Origin of the sequence: Enterobacter cloacae complex sp. S1 (assembly GCF_014930525.1) — a bacterium.
Lineage (GTDB): Bacteria > Pseudomonadota > Gammaproteobacteria > Enterobacterales > Enterobacteriaceae > Enterobacter > Enterobacter hormaechei_C.
Window position 1 is genome coordinate 21,862 of the sequence record NZ_JADBRE010000032.1, and the last position, 20,961, is coordinate 42,822.

Consider the following 20,961-nt stretch of genomic DNA (forward strand, 5'->3'; position numbering starts at 1 on the left):
CGGGGTGTACACAATGAATCAGAGAGCTATGCAACCGTTTCTGCTTCAACGGGCACGATAAGACTGGCGTGATTGCCTTTTGGCCCCTGGTGTACATCGAACCGGACGGACTGCCCGGCTTTGAGCGTCCTGTAACCATCCATCTGAATGGTGGAATAGTGAGCGAAGATATCCTCGCCGCCGCCTTCGGGGCAAATGAAGCCAAACCCCTTGGCGTTGTTGAACCACTTAACAGTACCCATTTCCATGCTTCGACATCCTTCGTAAATCTTATAAATTAAGATGGAATGAACCGGTGGTGGAGTGGGGGCTGTTCAAAACCTCGCCAACTCACGCTTGTACAATTTAGAGAAACGGAAGAAGCCGTCAAGCGTTTGGCGCTGGAGTTGGGACAATAATCAACCAAAATTTGAGGCAGTTAACGCTATTGCAACAGTTTGTGACAGACATCGCGGATGACAGTAATAGATGATTGTTATCTAACATCTGAGGTAGATTCAAAGTGGTTATGCATAATGGGTAAGACCAACGATTGGCTGGATTTTGACCAGCTGGCGGAAGATAAAGTGCGCGACGCGCTAAAACCGCCATCTATGTATAAAGTTATGTTAATGAACGATGATTACACGCCGATGGAATTTGTTATTGACGTGCTACAAAAGTTCTTTTCTTATGATGTTGAACGTGCAACGCAACTGATGCTTACCGTTCATTATCGTGGCAAAGCGATCTGCGGCATCTTTACTGCCGAGGTTGCGGAAACCAAAGTAGCGATGGTGAACGACTATGCAAGGGAGAACGAGCATCCGTTGCTGTGTACGCTGGAAAAGGCCTGATAAGGCATAAAATTGGGGGAGGTGCCTATGCTCAATCAAGAACTGGAACTCAGTTTAAACATGGCTTTCGCCAGAGCGCGTGAGCACCGACATGAGTTTATGACCGTCGAGCACCTGCTGCTCGCACTGCTTAGCAACCCATCTGCCCGCGAAGCGCTGGAAGCCTGCTCCGTGGATCTGGTGGCGCTACGTCAGGAACTCGAAGCCTTCATCGAACAAACTACACCGGTGCTGCCAGCCAGTGAAGAAGAGCGCGATACGCAGCCGACGCTCAGCTTCCAGCGGGTGTTGCAGCGCGCGGTTTTCCACGTCCAGTCTTCCGGACGTAGCGAAGTGACTGGCGCCAATGTCCTGGTCGCCATCTTCAGCGAGCAGGAGTCCCAGGCGGCCTACCTGCTGCGTAAACACGAAGTCAGCCGGCTCGACGTGGTCAACTTCATCTCTCACGGAACGCGAAAAGACGAGCCTAACCAGGCATCGGATCCCAGCGGACAGATTAACAGCAATGAAGAGCAAGCAGGCGGGGAGGATCGTATGGAAAACTTCACCACCAACCTTAACCAGCTTGCTCGCGTTGGCGGTATCGACCCGCTGATTGGCCGCGATAAAGAGCTGGAGCGTGCCATCCAGGTGCTGTGCCGTCGCCGTAAGAACAACCCGCTGCTGGTGGGGGAATCTGGCGTGGGTAAAACCGCGATTGCCGAAGGGCTGGCCTGGCGCATTGTGCAGGGCGACGTGCCGGAAGTGATTGCCGACTGCACCATCTACTCGCTGGATATTGGCTCGCTGCTGGCGGGCACCAAATACCGCGGTGATTTCGAAAAACGTTTCAAAGCGCTGTTAAAACAGCTGGAGCAGGACACCAACAGCATCCTGTTTATCGATGAGATCCACACCATCATCGGCGCAGGTGCGGCCTCCGGTGGCCAGGTGGATGCCGCTAACCTGATCAAACCGTTGCTCTCCAGCGGCAAGATCCGCGTGATGGGCTCCACGACGTACCAGGAGTTCAGCAACATCTTTGAGAAGGATCGTGCGCTGGCGCGTCGTTTCCAGAAAATCGACGTTACCGAGCCGTCGGTTGACGAAACGGTGCAGATCATCAACGGCCTGAAAACCAAGTACGAAGCACACCACGACGTGCGTTACACCGCGAAAGCGGTCCGTGCGGCGGTGGAACTGGCGGTGAAATACATCAACGATCGTCATCTGCCGGATAAAGCGATCGACGTGATTGATGAGGCGGGTGCGCGTGCGCGCCTGATGCCAGCCAGCAAGCGTAAGAAAACCGTGAATGTGGCGGATATCGAGTCCGTGGTGGCCCGCATCGCGCGTATTCCTGAGAAGAGCGTTTCTCAGAGCGACCGTGATACGCTGCGGACCCTCGGCAATCGCCTGAAAATGCTGGTCTTTGGTCAGGATAAAGCCATTGAGGCTTTAACCGAAGCGATCAAGATGGCCCGTGCCGGACTGGGGCATGACCACAAGCCTGTCGGTTCCTTCCTTTTCGCTGGCCCGACCGGCGTGGGGAAAACCGAGGTGACGGTTCAGCTCTCGAAAGCGCTGGGCATTGAGCTGCTGCGCTTTGATATGTCCGAGTACATGGAGCGTCATACCGTCAGCCGTTTGATTGGTGCGCCTCCGGGATACGTGGGCTTTGACCAGGGCGGCCTGCTTACGGACGCGGTTATCAAGCATCCGCACGCGGTACTGTTGCTCGATGAAATCGAGAAAGCGCACCCGGACGTGTTCAACATCCTGTTGCAGGTGATGGACAACGGGACGCTGACCGATAACAACGGGCGCAAGGCCGATTTCCGCAACGTGGTGCTGGTGATGACCACCAACGCGGGCGTGCGGGAAACCGAGCGTAAATCCATCGGCCTTATCCACCAGGATAACAGCACCGATGCGATGGAAGAGATCAAGAAGATCTTCACGCCGGAGTTCCGTAACCGTCTGGACAACATTATCTGGTTCGATCATCTGTCTACCGAGGTGATTCATCAGGTGGTGGACAAGTTCATCGTCGAGTTGCAGGTTCAGCTGGATCAGAAAGGCGTGTCGCTGGAAGTGAGCCAGGAGGCCCGCAACTGGCTGGCTGAGAAAGGCTACGACCGTGCGATGGGCGCCCGTCCGATGGCGCGCGTGATTCAGGACAACCTGAAGAAACCGCTGGCAAACGAGCTGCTGTTTGGCTCGCTGGTGGACGGCGGCCAGGTAACGGTGGGGCTGGATCAGGCGAAGAACGAACTGACGTACGATTTCCAGAGTGCGGCGAAGCACAAGACGGAAGCGGCTCACTGATTTTCTTTAGTGTAAAAGCCGGGTTTTTAACCCGGCTTTTTTGTGTCCGCTTTTCTCCCTCTCCCTGTGGGAGAGGGTTAGGGGGAGGGCCTCAGGCCGCAACGAAATTTTGCGAGGCGCTTTCCAGTTTCTTTCGAGGTTTATTGCTGGATAAATTCACAGGAATAGAATGGCGGCGCACCTGCAAAATCAGGTGTCGGGATTGGCGTCCTGAAAGTGTGTGACCAGCAGTATTGCTGTAGGCTTCGTTCGCCCTAAGGAAAAGGGTATAATTCTGCATCTGGCGGGCGAATCGGAAGCTTCTTTTGAAGCGCCAGTAGCACACACACTGGTACGCCAATTCCTTTTCGTCCGCCGCCAGCAAATTGGCGTTTCCTGCGGTGGTAAATTCAAAGTGTGTGAAGGAATTACCCAATGAATATAGAAAACAATTTCGCCCATTTATACACCGAACTCTCCCTCAATCCCGATCTTCCAATCCTGGCTGAGCGCTGCAAACTGCTCACCGAGATTCTGCTGGATTGCAAATCACTCCCGCAAACGCAGCCCGTTTGCCGCTGTCTCGGAGCTTACCTGGAAGAGGTGAAAATCGGCCTCACAGAGTCAATGCGTGATTTTCAGGTGGTGGAATTTGAGGATGAAGCGGAACAGCCGCGACAAAAAGAGTGGTTGCTTGAAGATACAGAAACGAAATGCGACTACTGCCGGGCGTTAAACCATGTGCTGCTGGTGTCGCATTTTGACCGCGATATGTTGCCGCACCTGACGGGATTACTCCATGACATGGCTCATTCTATGGCGGGGGATTTAATCGCTCCTGTCCAACCATGGATGACAATACATCTTCCGACGCAGCAACACTAAAGCCATAAATAAAAAAGGCCGGGATTGTCCCGACCTTTTAAATATTCATCTGCCATTACAGGCGAAAACAATTAGCGACTACGGAAGACAATGCGGCCTTTGCTCAGGTCGTACGGGGTCAGTTCAACAGTCACTTTGTCGCCCGTCAAAATGCGGATATAGTTTTTGCGCATTTTACCGGAGATGTGCGCAGTTACCACGTGACCGTTTTCCAGTTCTACGCGAAACATGGTATTAGGCAACGTATCAAGTACGGTACCCTGCATTTCAATATTGTCTTCTTTGGCCATCTAATCCTCTGGGGTATCACTACCAAGTTTTGAACCGGCAAGATAATGCCGAAATTCCTCAATTAAGTAAAGAATTGCGCGTTTAAAACGCAGCAAAACAGTCTCAGCGTATTGCCCAAGCGTCACGGTACAACCGAACGGAAAGCGCATTCGTAAAGGGGAGACGACAGGATAAACGTAAGGACGTTATCTGAAGCGAGGGTCCCAAACGGCGGCGGGGCAACAGGCAGAAGCTACTCTGCGGCGTAATTATAACACCCTCATAAAAAATATGCGGAAAACATTTAGGCATTGGGTATAAAGAGCGTTCTGGGAACCCAAAAATCGCGTGGAAGGGTCTCCTTTCGGCACTGTTCAAGGTGTTCGATATAGTGTCGGCGGGAGATTTCAACGGCGCCGAGCGAGGCGGTGTGCTCATTCAACACCTGACAATCCATTAACTGTCCTCCACGTCGGGCAAATTCCTGGCTAAAAACCAGCAGTGCGGTTTTCGACGCATTCGTGGCGCGGGAGAACATCGACTCGCCGCAGAAAAGCGTACCCTGAGCCACGCCGTACATACCCCCGACGAGGTCGTCGCCGCTCCACACTTCGATCGAATGCGCGTAACCCAGCTCATGAAGCTGGTGATAGGCGATAATGATATCGCGGGTTATCCAGGTGCCTTCGTGACGATCTTCAGCGCAGCCTTCGATAACCTGGCCGAAGGCGTGATTGAGCGTGACGCGAAAGGGTGATTTTGCATGAAAACGCTTCATGCTGCGGCTCAGGTGAAACTGCCCAGGCCACAGTACGGCTCGCGGGTCAGGAGACCACCATAAGATCGGGTCGCCAGGAGAAAACCACGGAAAGATGCCGCGCTGGTAAGCCATTAAGAGCCGTGCCGGGCTGAGATCGCCGCCCAGAGCCAGCAAGCCGTTAGGTTCACGCAGCGCCCCCTCCGGAGAAGGGAACGCAATATTATGGTGAGAAAGCTGCACCAGGCGCATGACAACAGAACTCCAGTACGCGAGAGAGGACGCTACAAATATAGTCTACAGGCGCTGTTTAAACTGGTAGTAGCGACCTTGTTTTGCCAGCAGCTCTGCGTGACTACCTTGCTCAATTATGTGTCCGTTGTCCATCACAATTATCTGATCGAAATTCCCCAGCCCGCGCAGACGGTGCGTGACCATCAGCACGGTTTTACCTTTCATCACATTCGCCAGTAAATCAAGGATTTGGCTCTCTGTCGTGGCATCCAGTCCTTCTGTCGGTTCATCCAGCAGCATCAGCGGCGCATCGTGCAGCAGCGCACGCGCAATGGCCAGACGACGCAGTTCGCCGCCGGAAAGCTGTCGACCCCCTTCACCCAGCCAGCTGTTCAACCCGTCGTCTTCAAGCAGCTTGTGCAGCCCAACCTGCTCCAGCATTGCCCGCAGCGTATCGTCGGAGGCGTCTGGTGCCGCCAGAAGAAGATTATCGCGCAGCGTAGCGCTGAACAGATGCACCCGCTGGGGCACGACGCTGACCGTTTTACGCAAGGCCGCTTCGCTAAAACCAGACAGCGGAACGTCGTTAAACCGAATCTCGCCCTGCTGTGGGTCCCACGCGCGCGTGAGAAGTTGCAGAAGTGTCGATTTCCCACATCCCGTACGGCCAAGGATCGCAATGCGCTGCCCGGCATCAACAGAAAGGGTGATGTCTTCCAGCGCGTTTTGCGCCTGCTTGTCGTAGGCGAAAGTGACATTGCTGAGCGTCAGCGCGACCTGCTCTGGCACAGCGGTTTGACCCGCGCTGAACTTCACTTCCGGCTCCTGCTCGGCAATATCCGTAATGCGCAGCGCAGAGGCAATCACCTGGCCGAGATGCTGAAAGGCGCCCGTGACCGGGGCTAAGGCTTCAAAGGCTGCCAGGGCACAGAAAACAAACAGCGCAATCAGCGGGCCAGGCTGCGCGTTACCGCCCACGCCACCGGAGGCCATCCAGAGCATGGCGATAACGGCAATCCCACCAATTAACATCATCAGCGCCTGGGAGAACGCGGTCAGTTCAGACTGGCGCCGCTGGGCTTCATGCCAGTTCAGCTCCGTATTTTCCATGCGGGCGCGGTACCGTTTGCTGGCACCAAAAAGGGTGAGCTCGGCCTGTCCCTGCAACCAGGCGGTGAGCTGCTGGCGATATTCCCCTCGCAGGCGCGTCAGGTTTTCCCCGGTGGTTTTACCTGCACGATAAAACAGGGGCGGCAGAATAATCAGCGTCATCAGCATGATGCCGCCGAGCGTCAGTGCGATGGGAACATCCAGGAAACTCAACCCCAGCGTGACCACGACAATCACTACAAACGCGCCCACCATAGGTGAAATGACGCGCAGATAGAGGTGATCCAGCGTATCCACATCTGCGACCACGCGGTTGAGTAATTCGCCCTGTCGAAAACGTGCCAGCCCGGCAGGGGAGAGGGGCAGCAGTTTGCTGAAGGTGTAAATACGCAGGTGTTGCAGCACGCGGAAGGTCGCGTCGTGGCTGACCAGACGTTCGAAGTAGCGTCCGGCAGTTCGCGTAATCGCCGTGCCGCGCACCCCGGCGGCAGGCAGCATGTAGTTAAAGCTGTACAGCCCGGCAAAGCCTGCGGCCGCAGATGCGGAGAGGAACCAGCCGGAAAGCGTAAGCAGACCGATGCTGGCCAGCAGAGTGACGATCGCCAGCACGATCCCGAGCGTCAGCATCCATTTGTGGCGTTTATACAGTGCAAGATACGGAAGCAGGGCGCGCATCAGATATCCTCCTGACGGTTCGCCAGCAGGGTCGCAAACGGCCCCTGCGCGGCAACAAGCGCGGCGTAATCGCCTTGTTCAACAATGTGTCCGTTTTCCATCACCCAGATCTGATCCCAGTCGGCAATACCTTCCAGCTGGTGAGTCACCATCAGGGTGGTTTGCTGGCGTGAGGCTGCGTTAAGCGCATCCATCACGCGCTGCTCGCTGTGAGCGTCCAGGCTGGCGGCGGGTTCGTCCAGCAGCATTAGCGAAGAGGGGTTCAGCAGCGCACGGGCGACCGCGACGCGCTGTGCCTGGCCTACTGACAGCCCGGCAGACTGATCGCCAATGACGGTATCGACACCCTGCGCAAGCAGCGGCAGAAACTCGCTGACCCAGGCGCGGTCGAGGACCGATTGCAGCTCATCTTCACGCGCATCCGGGCGTGCCAGCAGCACATTCTCGCGCAGCGTCGGGGCAGGCAGCTGCGGGTTTTGCCCCACCCAGCTTAGCTGTTTACGCCAGGCATCAGGATCGAGCTCGCGCAGCTCCGTTTTGTTGATACGCAGCGATCCGGTGTAGGCCATAAAGCCTGATAGCGCATTCAGCAATGAGCTTTTACCTGAGCCGCTGGTGCCCACCAGCACCACACGTTGCCCGGCAGGCAGGGTAAAGTTCAGCGGACCGGCCAGCACTTTGCCTTCAGGCGACAGAACAGAAAAATCCTGTGCTTCAATGGTCACCGGATCGTTCGTATTCAGCGTTGCCTCACCACGCTCCGGATTCGCCAGCGGCGTTTCCATGAAGGTTTTCAGGCTGTCGGCAGCACCCACCGCCTGCGCTTTGGCATGGTAAAAGGTGCCGAGATCGCGAAGCGGCTGGAAAAATTCCGGGGCCAGGATCAGCGCCAGGAACCCGGCGGAAAGCGTGACCGCCGTACCGTAGTGGCCAAAGTCCAGCGCGCCGAGGTAGGAGAAACCAAAGTAAACCGCCACCAGCGCAATCGACAGGGAGGTGAAAAATTCGAGTACGCCAGAAGAGAGAAAGGCCATGCGCAACACTTCCATGGTGCGCTGACGAAAATCCTGCGACGCCAGTCGAATGTTTTCGGTCTCCGCTTCACCGCGACCAAAGATACGCAGGGTTTCCATACCGCGCAGACGATCCAGGAAATGGCCGCTTAACCGACCCAGCGCCAGGAAGTTACGACGGTTAGCATCTGCCGCACCCATGCCGACCATCGCCATAAACAGCGGGATGAGCGGGGCGGTGCCCAGCAGGATCAACGCCGCCACCCAGTTAACAGGGAAGATGGCGATAACAATCATCAGGGGCACAAACACCGCCAGCGCCATCTGCGGAAGATAACGCGCGTAGTAATCGTGCATATCGTCGATTTGCTCAAGGATCAGCGTCGCCCAGCTACCGGCCGGCTTGCCCTGGATCCACGCAGGCCCGGCTTCCGAAAGCCGGTCGAGCACCTTGCGGCGAATCTCATAGCGGATGTGCTGCCCGGCGTGGAACCCAACCCGCTCGCGCAGCCAGACCACCCACGCACGCAGAACGAAAACCAGCACCAGAACGATAAACGGCAACAGCAGCGCTTCGCGCGGGATGTTCTCCATGATCATATGGTTGAGAATGCGGGCCAGCAGCCATGCCTGGGCAACAATCAACAGACCGCTGATGAATCCCAAAACGCGGGAAATCATAAGCCAGCGGCGGGACAGAACGCTTTGCTGTTTCAGCCAGCGGGTTAACTCTTGTTGACGGGTTTTTTCCATTGCGTACTTTGCAGGTGACGTTATAAGAAATTAGACCTCTGCATGTTACACGCGAGCAAAAATAAAGGCGACCAGTGGCCGCCTTTATTTACGTTTGTTACTGACTTGTAAAGATTATTTGCCTTGTTCAGCCAGCCCGTCCAGGTAGCGTTCTGCGTCCAGCGCGGCCATACAACCGGTGCCCGCAGAGGTGATCGCCTGACGATAAATATGGTCCATCACGTCGCCAGCTGCGAAGACACCCGGAACGCTGGTCTGGGTGGCGTTGCCGTGAATGCCAGACTGCACTTTGATGTAGCCGTTCTCCAGCTCCAGCTGGCCTTCAAAGATAGCCGTGTTCGGGCTGTGACCGATTGCCACAAACAGGCCTGCCACTTCCAGCGTTTCGACGTTATCGGTGTTCTGGGTATCACGGATACGCAGTCCCGCCACGCCCATCTGATCGCCAGTCACTTCTTCCAGCGTACGGTTGGTATGCAGCACAATGTTGCCGCTCGCCACTTTGTCCATCAGGCGTTTAATCAGGATCTTCTCCGCGCGGAAGGTGTCGCGACGGTGAATCAGGTGTACTTCTGAGGCAATATTTGCCAGATACAGCGCTTCTTCCACAGCGGTGTTGCCGCCGCCGATAACCGCAACTTTCTGGTTGCGATAGAAGAAACCGTCGCAGGTCGCGCAGGCTGACACGCCGCGGCCTTTGAACGCTTCTTCAGACGGCAGGCCGAGATAGCGGGCAGAGGCGCCGGTGGCGATGATCAGCGCATCGCAGGTGTATTCGCCGCTGTCACCCGTCAGGCGGAACGGACGGTTCTGCAAATCCACTTTATTGATGTGGTCGAACAGGATTTCGGTTTCGAATTTGGCGGCATGCTCGTGCATGCGCTCCATCAGCAGCGGCCCGGTCAGGTCGTTCGGGTCGCCAGGCCAGTTTTCCACTTCCGTGGTGGTGGTCAGCTGACCGCCTTTTTCCATCCCGGTGATCAGTACCGGTTGCAGGTTAGCGCGTGCAGCATAGACCGCTGCGGTATATCCCGCAGGTCCAGAACCAAGGATTAGCAGCTTACTGTGTTTGGTCGTGCCCATGAGATCCCCATTGTTGTTGGCAGGCAATGGGCTGGATTGTAGGGAATTTGTTGCCGTAAAAAAAGAGCAGGAGAGTTTTGCTTCCGATATATGCAATAGACGCGCCCTATGGGTCAGAGGCGGTCACATCACTTCTGCTACTGAAAACCGCGCGTTTATAAGGCAATAAAATGAGGATTAATACCCCTCCGTAATGAATATCCGGCATGTTGTACTAAAAATCGATGTTTTGCTTTGACAATCCCCTGCGCTTTTGCGAAAACATTCAAGGAAGAAAAAAAGACGCACGAACTGCATGCCGCATAGACATGCACGGAAATGCCATTTTTACCGGGTCAGTGAAATCTACGCATGGTGTGGACAGACGCCATACGTGATGTCTGTGACTGCTTTCGGGCAACGGTCTTCTTACCGCAGAACCCGAATCTACATCGCGTCTAATACATAACCAGGCGATGTGATGAATAACGGGTCCAGGCTCTGAACAGTGATGTGCACAGGGTCCAGGCAGGAGTAGGGAAGGAATACAGAGAGACAATAATAATGGTAGATAGCAAGAAGCGCCCTGGCAAAGATCTCGACCGTATCGATCGTAACATTCTTAATGAATTGCAAAAGGATGGGCGTATTTCCAACGTCGAGCTTTCAAAACGTGTGGGACTTTCCCCGACGCCGTGCCTTGAGCGTGTGCGTCGACTGGAAAGACAGGGTTTTATTCAGGGCTATACGGCTCTGCTGAACCCGCATTATCTGGATGCCTCACTTCTGGTATTTGTTGAGATTACTCTGAATCGTGGTGCACCAGATGTGTTTGAGCAATTTAACGCCGCTGTACAAAAACTTGAAGAAATTCAAGAGTGTCATCTGGTTTCCGGTGATTTTGACTACCTGTTGAAAACCCGTGTGCCTGATATGTCCGCCTACCGTAAGCTGCTGGGTGAAACCCTGCTGCGTCTGCCAGGCGTGAACGACACCCGTACTTATGTGGTGATGGAAGAGGTCAAACAGAGCAATCGTCTGGTTATTAAGACGCGCTAACACGGAACAGGTGCAAAATCAGTGTAGTTTGATTACACTCCTGTTAATCCATACAGCAACAGTGCCGGGGAGTCCCGGCGCTGTTGTCCGTTTTAGCACACAGGCAGGACATGCCTGATACCTGGAGAGCCTTTCTTGAGCCAGGAATACACTGAAGACAAAGAAGTCACATTATCTAAGCTAAGCAGCGGACGTCGTCTCCTTGAGGCGTTACTGATTGTTATTGCCCTTTTTGCCGTCTGGCTGATGGCTGCCTTACTCAGTTTCAACCCCTCAGACCCCAGCTGGTCGCAAACCGCATGGCATGAGCCTATCCATAATTTAGGTGGCGTTCCCGGCGCCTGGCTTGCGGACACACTCTTCTTCATTTTCGGTGTGATGGCCTATACCCTTCCCGTCATCATTATTGGCGGATGCTGGTTTGCCTGGCGTCATCGACAGAACGACGACTACATCGATTATTTTGCCGTTTCGCTGCGCCTGATTGGCGCCCTGGCGCTGATCCTCACCTCCTGCGGACTGGCGGCGATCAACGCCGATGACATCTGGTACTTCGCCTCCGGCGGGGTGATTGGCAGCCTGTTGAGCTCCGCGCTGCAACCGATGCTTCACAGCAGCGGCGGCACGCTGGCGCTGCTTTGTATCTGGGCAGCGGGCCTGACGCTGTTTACCGGCTGGTCCTGGGTGAGCATTGCCGAAAAAATCGGCAGCTTTATTCTGACTCTGCTGACGTTTGCCAGCAATCGCACCCGTCGTGATGATACGTGGGTCGATGAAGATGAATATGAAGATGAGTACGAAGAGGAAGACGAGGCACCCGTGCAGCGTCGTGAATCCCGCCGTGCCCGTATTCTGCGCGGTGCTCTGGCGCGCCGCCAGCGCGTTGCTGAAAAATTTGCTAACCCGTTAGGCCGTAAAACGGATGCCGCGCTTTTCTCCGGCAAACGTATGGATGAAGAGGAGCAGATTGAGTATCGCGGCGCGGCCGTCGATCCTGATGATGTGTTGTTCTCTGGTCATCGAGCTACGCCGGGTGAGTATGACGAATACGATCCGCTGTTGCATGGTCATTCCGTGACTGAACCGGTAGCCGCTGCTGCTGCCGCAACGACGGCTGCGCAGGCCCATGTTGCGCCTGTTGAAGCCGTGATGCCGTCCTCGCCTGTTCCGGCACCGGAGTCCGCGATCCAGCAACCGCAGGTGGACTGGCAGACTGCGCCAGGCGTCCATACGCCTGAACCGACCATTGCGCCGGAGCCTGAAAGCTATATTCCTGTGCAGCAGGAACAGTGGCAGCAACCGTATCAGACGCCTGAGCCTGCCAGCGAGCCGCAACAGCCGTATCAGGCCTATACGCCCGAACCTGCTGAACCTGAACAGCCATACGTTGCGCCGGTGTCTGAACCCGAAGTGGTGGAGGAAGCGAAGCCATCCCGTCCGCCATTGTACTATTTTGAAGAGGTGGAAGAGCGCCGTGCCCGAGAGCGCGAGCAGCTTGCCGCCTGGTATCAGCCCGTGCCTGAGCCGGTGCAGGAGCCTGTTGTAAAAGCGCCTTCTGCAAGCGTTGCACCTGTAGATCCAGCGCCAGCCGTTGCGTCAGGAGCGGAAACCGTGAAGCAGGCAACGGCAGCCGCTGCCGCGTCCGCTCCGCTATTCAGCCCGGCAACCGATGGTGCGCCGCGTCCTCAGGTAAAAGAGGGCATTGGTCCACAATTGCCGCGTCCTAATCGCGTGCGCGTACCGACGCGCCGGGAGCTGGCCTCTTATGGCATTAAACTGCCTTCCCAGCGTATGGCGGAAGAAAAAGCCCGTGAGTCCGACTACGAAGATGATGCCGACGAACTGCATCAGGATGAGCTGGCGCGTCAGTTTGCCGCCCAGCAGACTCAACGCTACGGGAATGAGTACCAACACGATGTTCATTCTCAGCAGGATGAAGATGATGCTGCCGAAGCGGAATTAGCGCGTCAGTTTGCGGCCACGCAGCAGCAACGTTATTCCGGTGAGCAGCCTTCGGGGGCAAACCCGTTCTCGCTCTCGGATTTTGAATTTTCACCGATGAAAGATCTGGTGGATGACGGTCCGAGCGAACCGCTGTTCACGCCGAGCGTGATGCCAGAAGCGGAACCGGTGCGTCAGGCGCCAGCGCCGCAGGTTAATGCGCAACCACAACAGCCAGTGCCGCAGGCTTATGCGCAGCCGCATACACCGCCGGCCCAACCGCCGCAGCCGCAGTTCCAGCAGCCAGCACCACAGCCGCAGGAAAGCCTGATTCACCCGCTGCTGATGCGTAACGGAGACAGCCGTCCGCTGCAACGACCAAGTACGCCGTTGCCGTCGCTGGATCTGTTAACGCCGCCGCCAGCGGAAGTCGAACCGGTGGATACTTTTGCTCTTGAGCAGATGGCCCGTCTGGTGGAAGCGCGTCTGGCTGACTTCCGTATTAAAGCGGACGTGGTGAACTACTCCCCTGGCCCGGTGATCACCCGTTTCGAACTGAACCTGGCGCCAGGCGTAAAAGCGGCGCGTATTTCTAACCTGTCCCGTGACCTGGCGCGTTCTCTGTCGACCGTGGCGGTACGCGTGGTGGAAGTGATCCCAGGTAAGCCTTACGTTGGCCTTGAGCTGCCAAACAAGAAACGCCAGACCGTTTATCTGCGTGAAGTTCTGGATAACACCAAATTCCGCGACAACCCGTCCCCGCTGACCGTGGTGCTGGGTAAAGATATCGCTGGCGATCCGGTGGTTGCCGATCTCGCGAAGATGCCGCACCTGCTGGTTGCGGGTACCACCGGCTCCGGTAAATCGGTCGGGGTGAACGCCATGATCCTCAGTATGCTCTACAAAGCGCAGCCTGAAGATGTGCGTTTCATCATGATCGACCCGAAAATGCTTGAACTGTCCGTCTACGAAGGCATTCCGCACCTGTTAACGGAAGTAGTGACCGACATGAAGGACGCCGCCAACGCATTGCGCTGGAGCGTCAATGAAATGGAGCGTCGCTACAAGCTGATGTCGGCGCTGGGCGTGCGTAACCTGGCCGGTTATAACGAGAAAATCGCTGAGGCTGCACGTATGGGCCGTCCGATTCCGGACCCATACTGGAAGCCGGGTGACAGCATGGATGCCCAGCATCCGGTGCTGGAAAAACTGCCTTACATCGTGGTGCTGGTGGATGAATTCGCCGACCTGATGATGACCGTTGGCAAGAAAGTGGAAGAGCTGATTGCGCGTCTGGCACAGAAAGCGCGTGCGGCGGGCATCCACCTGGTGCTTGCAACGCAGCGTCCGTCCGTAGACGTTATCACCGGACTTATTAAGGCAAACATCCCGACCCGTATCGCGTTTACCGTGTCGAGTAAAATTGACTCGCGTACTATCCTGGACCAGGGCGGTGCAGAGTCGCTGCTGGGGATGGGTGATATGCTCTATTCCGGCCCGAACTCCACCTCGCCGGTGCGTGTCCACGGTGCATTTGTTCGCGACCAGGAAGTGCACGCGGTGGTGCAGGACTGGAAAGCGCGCGGTCGGCCGCAATACGTTGACGGCATCACCTCCGACAGTGAAAGCGAAGGTGGCGGCGGTGGTTTTGACGGCGGCGAAGAGCTGGATCCGTTATTTGACCAGGCGGTTAATTTCGTTACCGAAAAACGTAAGGCGTCCATCTCCGGCGTCCAGCGCCAGTTCCGTATTGGCTACAACCGCGCGGCGCGTATTATCGAGCAGATGGAAGCCCAGGGTATTGTGAGCGAACAGGGGCATAACGGTAACCGTGAGGTGCTGGCGCCACCGCCGTTTGATTAACCTTCAGCGATTGCAAAGAAGGGTAAATCAGCAAAAATTAAGCATATTCTTCTGTCGCCTGCCTTCGGGCAGGTCCAGAATAGAAACGGAACCCCCATATCGGGAAGACGTATTTTAAGGAATAACAATGAAAAAAATCGCCATCGTCTGTGCATTACTCTCCAGTTTTGTTGCCAGCAGCGTCTGGGCTGATGCAGCCAGCGACCTTAAAAGCCGACTGGATAAAGTGAGCAGCTTCCACGCCAGCTTCACGCAAAAAGTGACTGACGGCAGTGGCAACGCGGTGCAGGAAGGTCAGGGGGATTTGTGGGTGAAACGCCCGAATCTCTTCAACTGGCACATGACCCAGCCGGATGAAAGCGTGCTGGTGTCCGACGGGAAAACCTTATGGTTCTACAATCCGTTTGTTGAGCAGGCGACCGCCACCTGGCTGAAAGACGCGACCAGCAATACGCCGTTTATGCTCATTGCCCGTAACCAGTCCAGCGACTGGCAGCAGTACAACATTAAACAAAACGGTGATGAGTTCGTCCTGACGCCAAAAGGCAGCAACGGTAACCTGAAGCAGTTCACCATTAACGTGAGCAGCAACGGTACCATTAATCAGTTCGGTGCGGTTGAGCAGGACGATCAGCGCAGTAGCTATCAGCTTAAGTCTCAGCAAAACGGCGCTGTAGATGCTTCGAAATTCACCTTTACCCCGCCGCAGGGCGTAACGGTGGACGACCAACGTAATAAGTAAGAGGCATGAGTGAGCAACCTGTCGCTCGATTTTTCAGATAATGCGTTTCAACCTCTGGCCGCCCGTATGCGGCCAGAAAATTTAGCGCAGTACATCGGCCAGCAACACCTGCTGGCTGCGGGGAAACCCTTGCCGCGCGCCATAGAGGCCGGGCATCTGCACTCCATGATCCTCTGGGGGCCACCCGGCACCGGCAAAACAACCCTCGCTGAAGTGATCGCCCGCTATGCTAACGCGGACGTTGAGCGCATCTCGGCGGTTACCTCCGGCGTAAAGGAGATTCGTGAGGCGATCGAGCGCGCGCGGCAAAACCGTAATGCCGGGCGCCGCACCATTCTTTTTGTTGATGAAGTCCACCGCTTCAACAAGAGCCAACAGGATGCGTTTCTGCCGCACATTGAAGACGGCACGATTTTCTTCATCGGCGCAACCACGGAAAACCCGTCGTTTGAGCTGAACTCTGCGCTCCTTTCCCGCGCCCGCGTTTACCTGCTTAAATCCCTGACCACAGAGGATATCGAAAAGGTTCTGACCCAGGCGATGGAGGACAAAGCGCGGGGTTACGGCGGACAGGATATCGTTCTGCCGGACGACACGCGTCGTGCGATCGCTGAACTGGTCAACGGCGATGCGCGTCGGGCGCTGAATACGCTGGAAATGATGGCCGATATGGCCGAAGTGGATGATGCCGGAAAGCGGGTGCTAAAGCAGGAGCTGCTGACCGAAATAGCCGGTGAGCGCAGCGCACGCTTCGATAATAAAGGCGATCGTTTTTACGACCTGATCTCGGCATTACATAAGTCCGTGCGCGGCAGCGCCCCGGATGCGGCGCTCTACTGGTACGCGCGTATCATTACCGCCGGTGGCGATCCGTTATATGTCGCGCGTCGCTGCCTGGCCATCGCGTCAGAAGATGTCGGTAATGCCGATCCACGCGCCATGCAGGTCGCTATTTCCGCCTGGGACTGCTTTACCCGCGTCGGACCCGCGGAAGGTGAGCGTGCCATTGCGCAGGCAATTGTCTATCTGGCCTGCGCGCCGAAAAGTAACGCGGTGTATACCGCCTTCAAAGCGGCGATGTCAGATGCACGTGAACGTCCGGACTACGATGTGCCGGTTCATCTGCGCAATGCGCCAACTAAATTGATGAAAGAGATGGGGTATGGGCAGGAGTATCGCTACGCCCATGATGAACCCAATGCCTACGCCGCCGGGGAAGAGTATTTCCCGCAGGAGATGGCACAAACCCGCTATTATCATCCCACAAACAGAGGTCTTGAGGGTAAGATTGGCGAAAAGCTCGCCTGGCTTGCCGGACAGGATCAAAATAGCCCTATAAAACGCTACCGTTAGTTCAATCGTTGCGGTAATGTTGGCAATATATCTCTGTGGCCGCAGGCTGTGGTCACTTTTTCCTTTTTTAATTCGATAAGCACAGGATAAGCATGCTCGATCCCAATCTGCTGCGTAATGAGCCAGACGCAGTCGCTGAAAAACTGGCACGCCGGGGCTTTAAGCTGGATGTAGATAAGCTGCGCGCTCTTGAAGAGCGTCGTAAAGTTTTGCAGGTACAAACTGAAAATCTGCAAGCAGAGCGTAATTCTCGATCGAAATCCATTGGCCAGGCGAAAGCGCGCGGGGAAGATATTGAGCCATTACGCCTGGAAGTGAACAAACTGGGTGAAGAGCTGGATCAGGCGAAAGCTGAACTGGATGTTCTTCAGGCTGAAATTCGTGATATCGCTCTGGCGATCCCGAACATTCCTGACGACAGCGTGCCTGTCGGCAAAGACGAAAACGACAACGTTGAAGTGAAACGCTGGGGCACGCCTCGCGAGTTTGACTTCGAGGTGCGCGATCACGTCACGCTGGGCGAAATGCATGCGGGCCTGGACTTTGCGGCTGCGGTTAAGCTGACGGGTTCTCGCTTTGTGGTCATGAAAGGTCAAATTGCCCATCTGCATCGCGCTCTGGCGCAGTTCATGCTGGATCTGCACACCGAGCAGCATGGCTACAGCGAAACCTACGTTCCGTATCTGGTTAACCACGATACGCTGTACGGTACCGGCCAGTTGCCGAAATTTGCCGGCGATCTGTTCCACACCCGTCCGCTGGACGAGGAAGCAGACAGCAGCAACTACGCACTGATCCCAACCGCGGAAGTGCCGCTGACCAACCTCGTGCGTGATGAGATCATCGACGAAGACGATCTGCCAATCAAACTGACCGCGCACTCTCCATGTTTCCGTTCTGAAGCCGGTTCTTACGGTCGCGATACGCGCGGTCTGATCCGTATGCACCAGTTCGATAAAGTTGAGATGGTACAGATCGTTCGTCCGGAAGAGTCTATGGACGCGCTGGAAGAGATGACCGGTCATGCTGAGAAAGTGCTGGAGCTGCTGGGCCTGCCGTACCGCCGTATGGCGCTGTGCACCGGCGACATGGGCTTCGGTGCCTGCAAAACCTTCGACCTTGAAGTCTGGGTGCCTGCGCAGAACACCTACCGTGAAATCTCCTCCTGCTCCAACGTCTGGGATTTCCAGGCGCGTCGTATGCAGGCGCGTTGCCGCAGCAAATCTGACAAGAAAACCCGTCTGGTTCATACCCTGAACGGTTCTGGTCTGGCAGTAGGCCGTACGCTGGTTGCTGTGCTGGAAAACTACCAGCAGGCTGACGGACGCATTGAGATCCCGGAAGTGCTGCGCCCTTACATGAAAGGCCAGCAGTTCATCGGCTAATTATTTGCTCTAAGACAAAAAAGCGCCTCAGGGCGCTTTTTTTATGCCTCTGATTTGATACGAAGCAATAACCCCTCCCTCTAAAGTAGTAATACTCCTCCGAACGAAAGTCAGCATAAAACACTGATAACCAAAAATATCGTTATACATAAAACTATATAGCGGTGTATGCCGCCCTTTATTTCTTTGTGAGCAACCAAAGTGAGTCTTTATGAAAATCAAAGCGCCTGAAGCGTTAATGGCTGCCGAGGTCACTCGCCGTGGGTTGATGAAAACCACGGCAATAGGCGGTCTGGCGGTTGCCAGCAGCGCCTTTACGCTCCCTTTTACCCGTCTGGCGTCGGCGGCGGAGGCTCTGTCTCCCGCTTCAGCCCCGGAAAAAGTGGTGTGGAGCGCCTGTACCGTTAACTGTGGTAGCCGTTGTCCTCTGCGTATGCATGTTGTGGACGGTGAAATCAAATATGTCGAAACAGACAATACCGGCGATGATAACTACGAAGGGTTACATCAGGTTCGTGCCTGTCTGCGTGGCCGTTCAATGCGCCGTCGCGTTTATAACCCGGATCGTCTGAAATACCCAATGAAGCGCGTCGGTAAGCGTGGGGAAGGGAAGTTCGAGCGTATTAGCTGGGACGAAGCCTACGATATTATCGCGACTAACATGCAGCGCCTGATCAAAGAGTATGGCAACGAATCCATCTACCTCAACTACGGCACCGGCACGCTGGGCGGTACCATGACCCGCTCCTGGCCGCCGGGTAAAACGTTGGTGGCGCGCCTGATGAACTGCTGCGGCGGCTATCTCAATCATTACGGCGACTACTCTTCCGCACAGATTGCTGCGGGGCTGAACTACACCTACGGCGGCTGGGCAGACGGTAACAGCCCGTCGGATATCGAAAACAGTAAACTGGTGGTGTTGTTCGGTAACAACCCAGGCGAAACCCGGATGAGCGGCGGTGGGGTAACCTATTATCTTGAGCAGGCGCGCGCCAAATCCAACGCACGTATGATCATCGTCGATCCGCGCTATACCGATACCGGCGCGGGACGTGAAGACGAGTGGATCCCTATTCGCCCTGGTACCGATGCGGCGCTGGTCAATGCGCTGGCGTATGTGATGATCACTGAAAACCTCGTCGATCAGCCGTTCCTTGATAAATACTGCGTTGGTTATGACGAGAAGACCCTGCCAGCCAGCGCACCGGCTAACGGGCATTACAAAGCGTACATTCTTGGTCAGGGCAGCGACGGGGTAGCGAAAACCCCTGAGTGGGCATCCACCATTACCGGCATTCCAGTCGAACGTATTGTTCAGCTGGCCAGTGAAATTGGTTCAGCAAAACCGGCTTATATCAGCCAGGGATGGGGACCACAGCGTCACGCGAACGGCGAAATTGCTACCCGCGCTATTTCTATGCTCTCGATTCTGACTGGCAACGTCGGTATTCACGGCGGTAATAGCGGGGCGCGTGAAGGCTCGTATGAAGTCCCGTTTGAACGTATGCCAACGCTGGATAACCCGGTTCAGACCAGCATCTCCATGTTTATGTGGACGGACGCGATCGAGCGCGGCCCGGAAATGACCGCGCTGCGTGACGGTGTTCGGGGCAAAGATAAGCTGGACGTGCCGATCAAAATGATCTGGAACTACGCCGGTAACTGCCTGATAAACCAGCACTCTGAAATCAACCGCACCCATGAAATTTTGCAGGATGACAAGAAGTGCGAAATGATTGTGGTGATCGACTGCCACATGACCTCATCGGCGAAGTATGCCGATATTCTGCTCCCAGACTGCACCGCGTCTGAGCAGATGGATTTCGCGCTGGATGCCTCCTGCGGCAACATGTCCTATGTGATCTTCACTGACCAGGCCATCAAACCGCGCTTTGAGTGCAAAACCATCTATGAGATGACTTCCGAGCTGGCGAAACGTCTTGGCGTTGAGCAGCAGTTCACTGAAGGACGTACTCAGGAAGGGTGGATGCGCCATCTGCACGAGCTCTCACGCAAAGCCATTCCTGACCTGCCGGACTTCGATACCTTCCGCAAGCAGGGCATGTACAAGCAGCGCGATCCGGAAGGGCATCACGTGGCGTATAAAGCCTTCCGCGACGATCCGCAGGCCAATCCGCTGACCACGCCGTCGGGCAAAATCGAGATCTACTCCGAAGAGCTGGCAAAAATTGCCGCAACGTGGGAATTGCCGGAAGGGGACGTTATCGATCCGCTGCCGATTTATACGCCAGGCTTCGAAAACTACAACGATCCGCTGACGGAGAAATTCCCGCTTCAGTTGACCGGTTTCCACTACAAAGCGCGTGTTCACTCCACCTACGGCAACGTTGACGTACTGAAAGCGGCCTGCCGACAGGAGATGTGGATCAACCCGATGGATGCGAAAGCGCGCGGCATCAGTAATGGCGATCGCGTACGTATCTTCAACGGACGTGGCGAAGTGCATATCGAAGCTAAAGTGACTCCGCGTATGATGCCTGGCGTTGTCGCGCTGGGGGAAGGGGCCTGGTATAACCCGGATGCGAACCGTATCGATCAGGCGGGCTGCATCAACGTTCTCACTACGCAGCGCCCATCGCCGCTGGCGAAGGGCAACCCATCCCACACAAACCTCGTTCAGGTTGAAAAGGCGTAAGGAGTAACCGATGACAACCCAGTATGGATTTTTTATTGATTCCAGCCGCTGCACCGGGTGCAAAACCTGCGAGCTGGCCTG

The 20,961-nt window shown here is 55.6% G+C and carries 16 protein-coding genes; 10 read left to right on the forward strand and 6 right to left on the reverse strand.

Annotated elements, in window-relative coordinates:
- Positions 1 to 26: 26 nt before the first annotated feature.
- The gene (cspD, locus tag IM290_RS18905) at positions 27 to 248 is read right to left on the reverse strand and encodes a cold shock-like protein CspD (RefSeq protein ID WP_006809408.1); all 222 of its coding nucleotides are present in this window, start codon (positions 246 to 248) and stop codon (positions 27 to 29) included.
- A 267-nt stretch (positions 249 to 515) separates the two neighbouring features.
- On the opposite strand from cspD, the gene clpS reads away from it, so the two are divergent.
- The 3 genes from clpS to IM290_RS18920 all read left to right on the forward strand — a co-directional run bounded on the left by clpS (position 516) and on the right by IM290_RS18920 (position 4,007).
- Complete coding sequence (clpS, locus tag IM290_RS18910; RefSeq protein WP_006174393.1) at positions 516 to 836, forward strand: ATP-dependent Clp protease adapter ClpS; 321 nt, start codon at positions 516 to 518, stop codon at positions 834 to 836.
- Positions 837 to 863: 27 nt separating this feature from the next.
- On the forward strand, positions 864 to 3,143 hold the full coding sequence (clpA, locus tag IM290_RS18915) for an ATP-dependent Clp protease ATP-binding subunit ClpA (RefSeq protein WP_040117447.1): 2,280 nt from the start codon (positions 864 to 866) through the stop codon (positions 3,141 to 3,143).
- 414 nt (positions 3,144 to 3,557) lie between these two features.
- Positions 3,558 to 4,007: a hypothetical protein gene (locus IM290_RS18920; protein WP_193041633.1), complete on the forward strand. Its 450-nt coding sequence runs from the start codon at positions 3,558 to 3,560 to the stop codon at positions 4,005 to 4,007.
- A 71-nt stretch (positions 4,008 to 4,078) separates the two neighbouring features.
- Here the strand turns inward: IM290_RS18920 and infA are convergent, their stop codons facing one another.
- The 5 genes from infA to trxB form a co-directional block, all read right to left on the reverse strand.
- A complete protein-coding gene (gene infA, locus IM290_RS18925; RefSeq protein ID WP_002211347.1) occupies positions 4,079 to 4,297 on the reverse strand; it encodes a translation initiation factor IF-1 in 219 nt (72 codons plus the stop codon).
- 284 nt (positions 4,298 to 4,581) lie between these two features.
- Complete coding sequence (gene aat / locus IM290_RS18930; protein ID WP_193041632.1) at positions 4,582 to 5,286, reverse strand: leucyl/phenylalanyl-tRNA--protein transferase; 705 nt, start codon at positions 5,284 to 5,286, stop codon at positions 4,582 to 4,584.
- Positions 5,287 to 5,331: 45 nt separating this feature from the next.
- Complete coding sequence (gene cydC, locus IM290_RS18935) at positions 5,332 to 7,053, reverse strand: cysteine/glutathione ABC transporter ATP-binding protein/permease CydC (RefSeq protein WP_193041631.1); 1,722 nt, start codon at positions 7,051 to 7,053, stop codon at positions 5,332 to 5,334.
- Positions 7,053 to 8,819, reverse strand: coding sequence for a cysteine/glutathione ABC transporter permease/ATP-binding protein CydD (gene cydD, locus IM290_RS18940; RefSeq protein ID WP_193041630.1), 1,767 nt, complete (start codon positions 8,817 to 8,819; stop codon positions 7,053 to 7,055). Before cydD ends, cydC begins: the two co-directional genes overlap by 1 nt.
- 114 nt (positions 8,820 to 8,933) lie before the next feature.
- Positions 8,934 to 9,902, reverse strand: coding sequence for a thioredoxin-disulfide reductase (trxB, locus tag IM290_RS18945; RefSeq protein ID WP_003858303.1), 969 nt, complete (start codon positions 9,900 to 9,902; stop codon positions 8,934 to 8,936).
- 543 nt (positions 9,903 to 10,445) lie between these two features.
- On the opposite strand from trxB, the gene lrp reads away from it, so the two are divergent.
- The 7 genes from lrp to IM290_RS18980 form a co-directional block, all read left to right on the forward strand.
- On the forward strand, positions 10,446 to 10,940 hold the full coding sequence (gene lrp, locus IM290_RS18950; protein ID WP_000228469.1) for a leucine-responsive transcriptional regulator Lrp: 495 nt from the start codon (positions 10,446 to 10,448) through the stop codon (positions 10,938 to 10,940).
- Between the two features lie 135 nt (positions 10,941 to 11,075).
- Positions 11,076 to 14,744 carry a DNA translocase FtsK 4TM domain-containing protein gene (locus IM290_RS18955; protein WP_047727917.1) on the forward strand — a complete coding sequence of 1,223 codons (3,669 nt, stop codon included), beginning with the start codon at positions 11,076 to 11,078 and terminating at the stop codon, positions 14,742 to 14,744.
- A gap of 127 nt (positions 14,745 to 14,871) precedes the next feature.
- Positions 14,872 to 15,486 (forward strand): outer membrane lipoprotein chaperone LolA, encoded by a 615-nt coding sequence (gene lolA, locus IM290_RS18960; protein ID WP_017384837.1) that lies wholly within the window; start codon positions 14,872 to 14,874, stop codon positions 15,484 to 15,486.
- 9 nt (positions 15,487 to 15,495) lie between these two features.
- Positions 15,496 to 16,839, forward strand: coding sequence for a replication-associated recombination protein RarA (rarA, locus tag IM290_RS18965; protein ID WP_006809396.1), 1,344 nt, complete (start codon positions 15,496 to 15,498; stop codon positions 16,837 to 16,839).
- A gap of 92 nt (positions 16,840 to 16,931) precedes the next feature.
- Complete coding sequence (gene serS, locus IM290_RS18970; RefSeq protein WP_003858266.1) at positions 16,932 to 18,224, forward strand: serine--tRNA ligase; 1,293 nt, start codon at positions 16,932 to 16,934, stop codon at positions 18,222 to 18,224.
- Between the two features lie 211 nt (positions 18,225 to 18,435).
- Positions 18,436 to 20,880 carry a dimethylsulfoxide reductase subunit A gene (gene dmsA, locus IM290_RS18975; protein ID WP_193041629.1) on the forward strand — a complete coding sequence of 815 codons (2,445 nt, stop codon included), beginning with the start codon at positions 18,436 to 18,438 and terminating at the stop codon, positions 20,878 to 20,880.
- A gap of 10 nt (positions 20,881 to 20,890) precedes the next feature.
- On the forward strand, positions 20,891 to 20,961 hold a 71-nt coding region (locus tag IM290_RS18980; protein WP_163374190.1), incomplete at its 3' end, for a 4Fe-4S binding protein.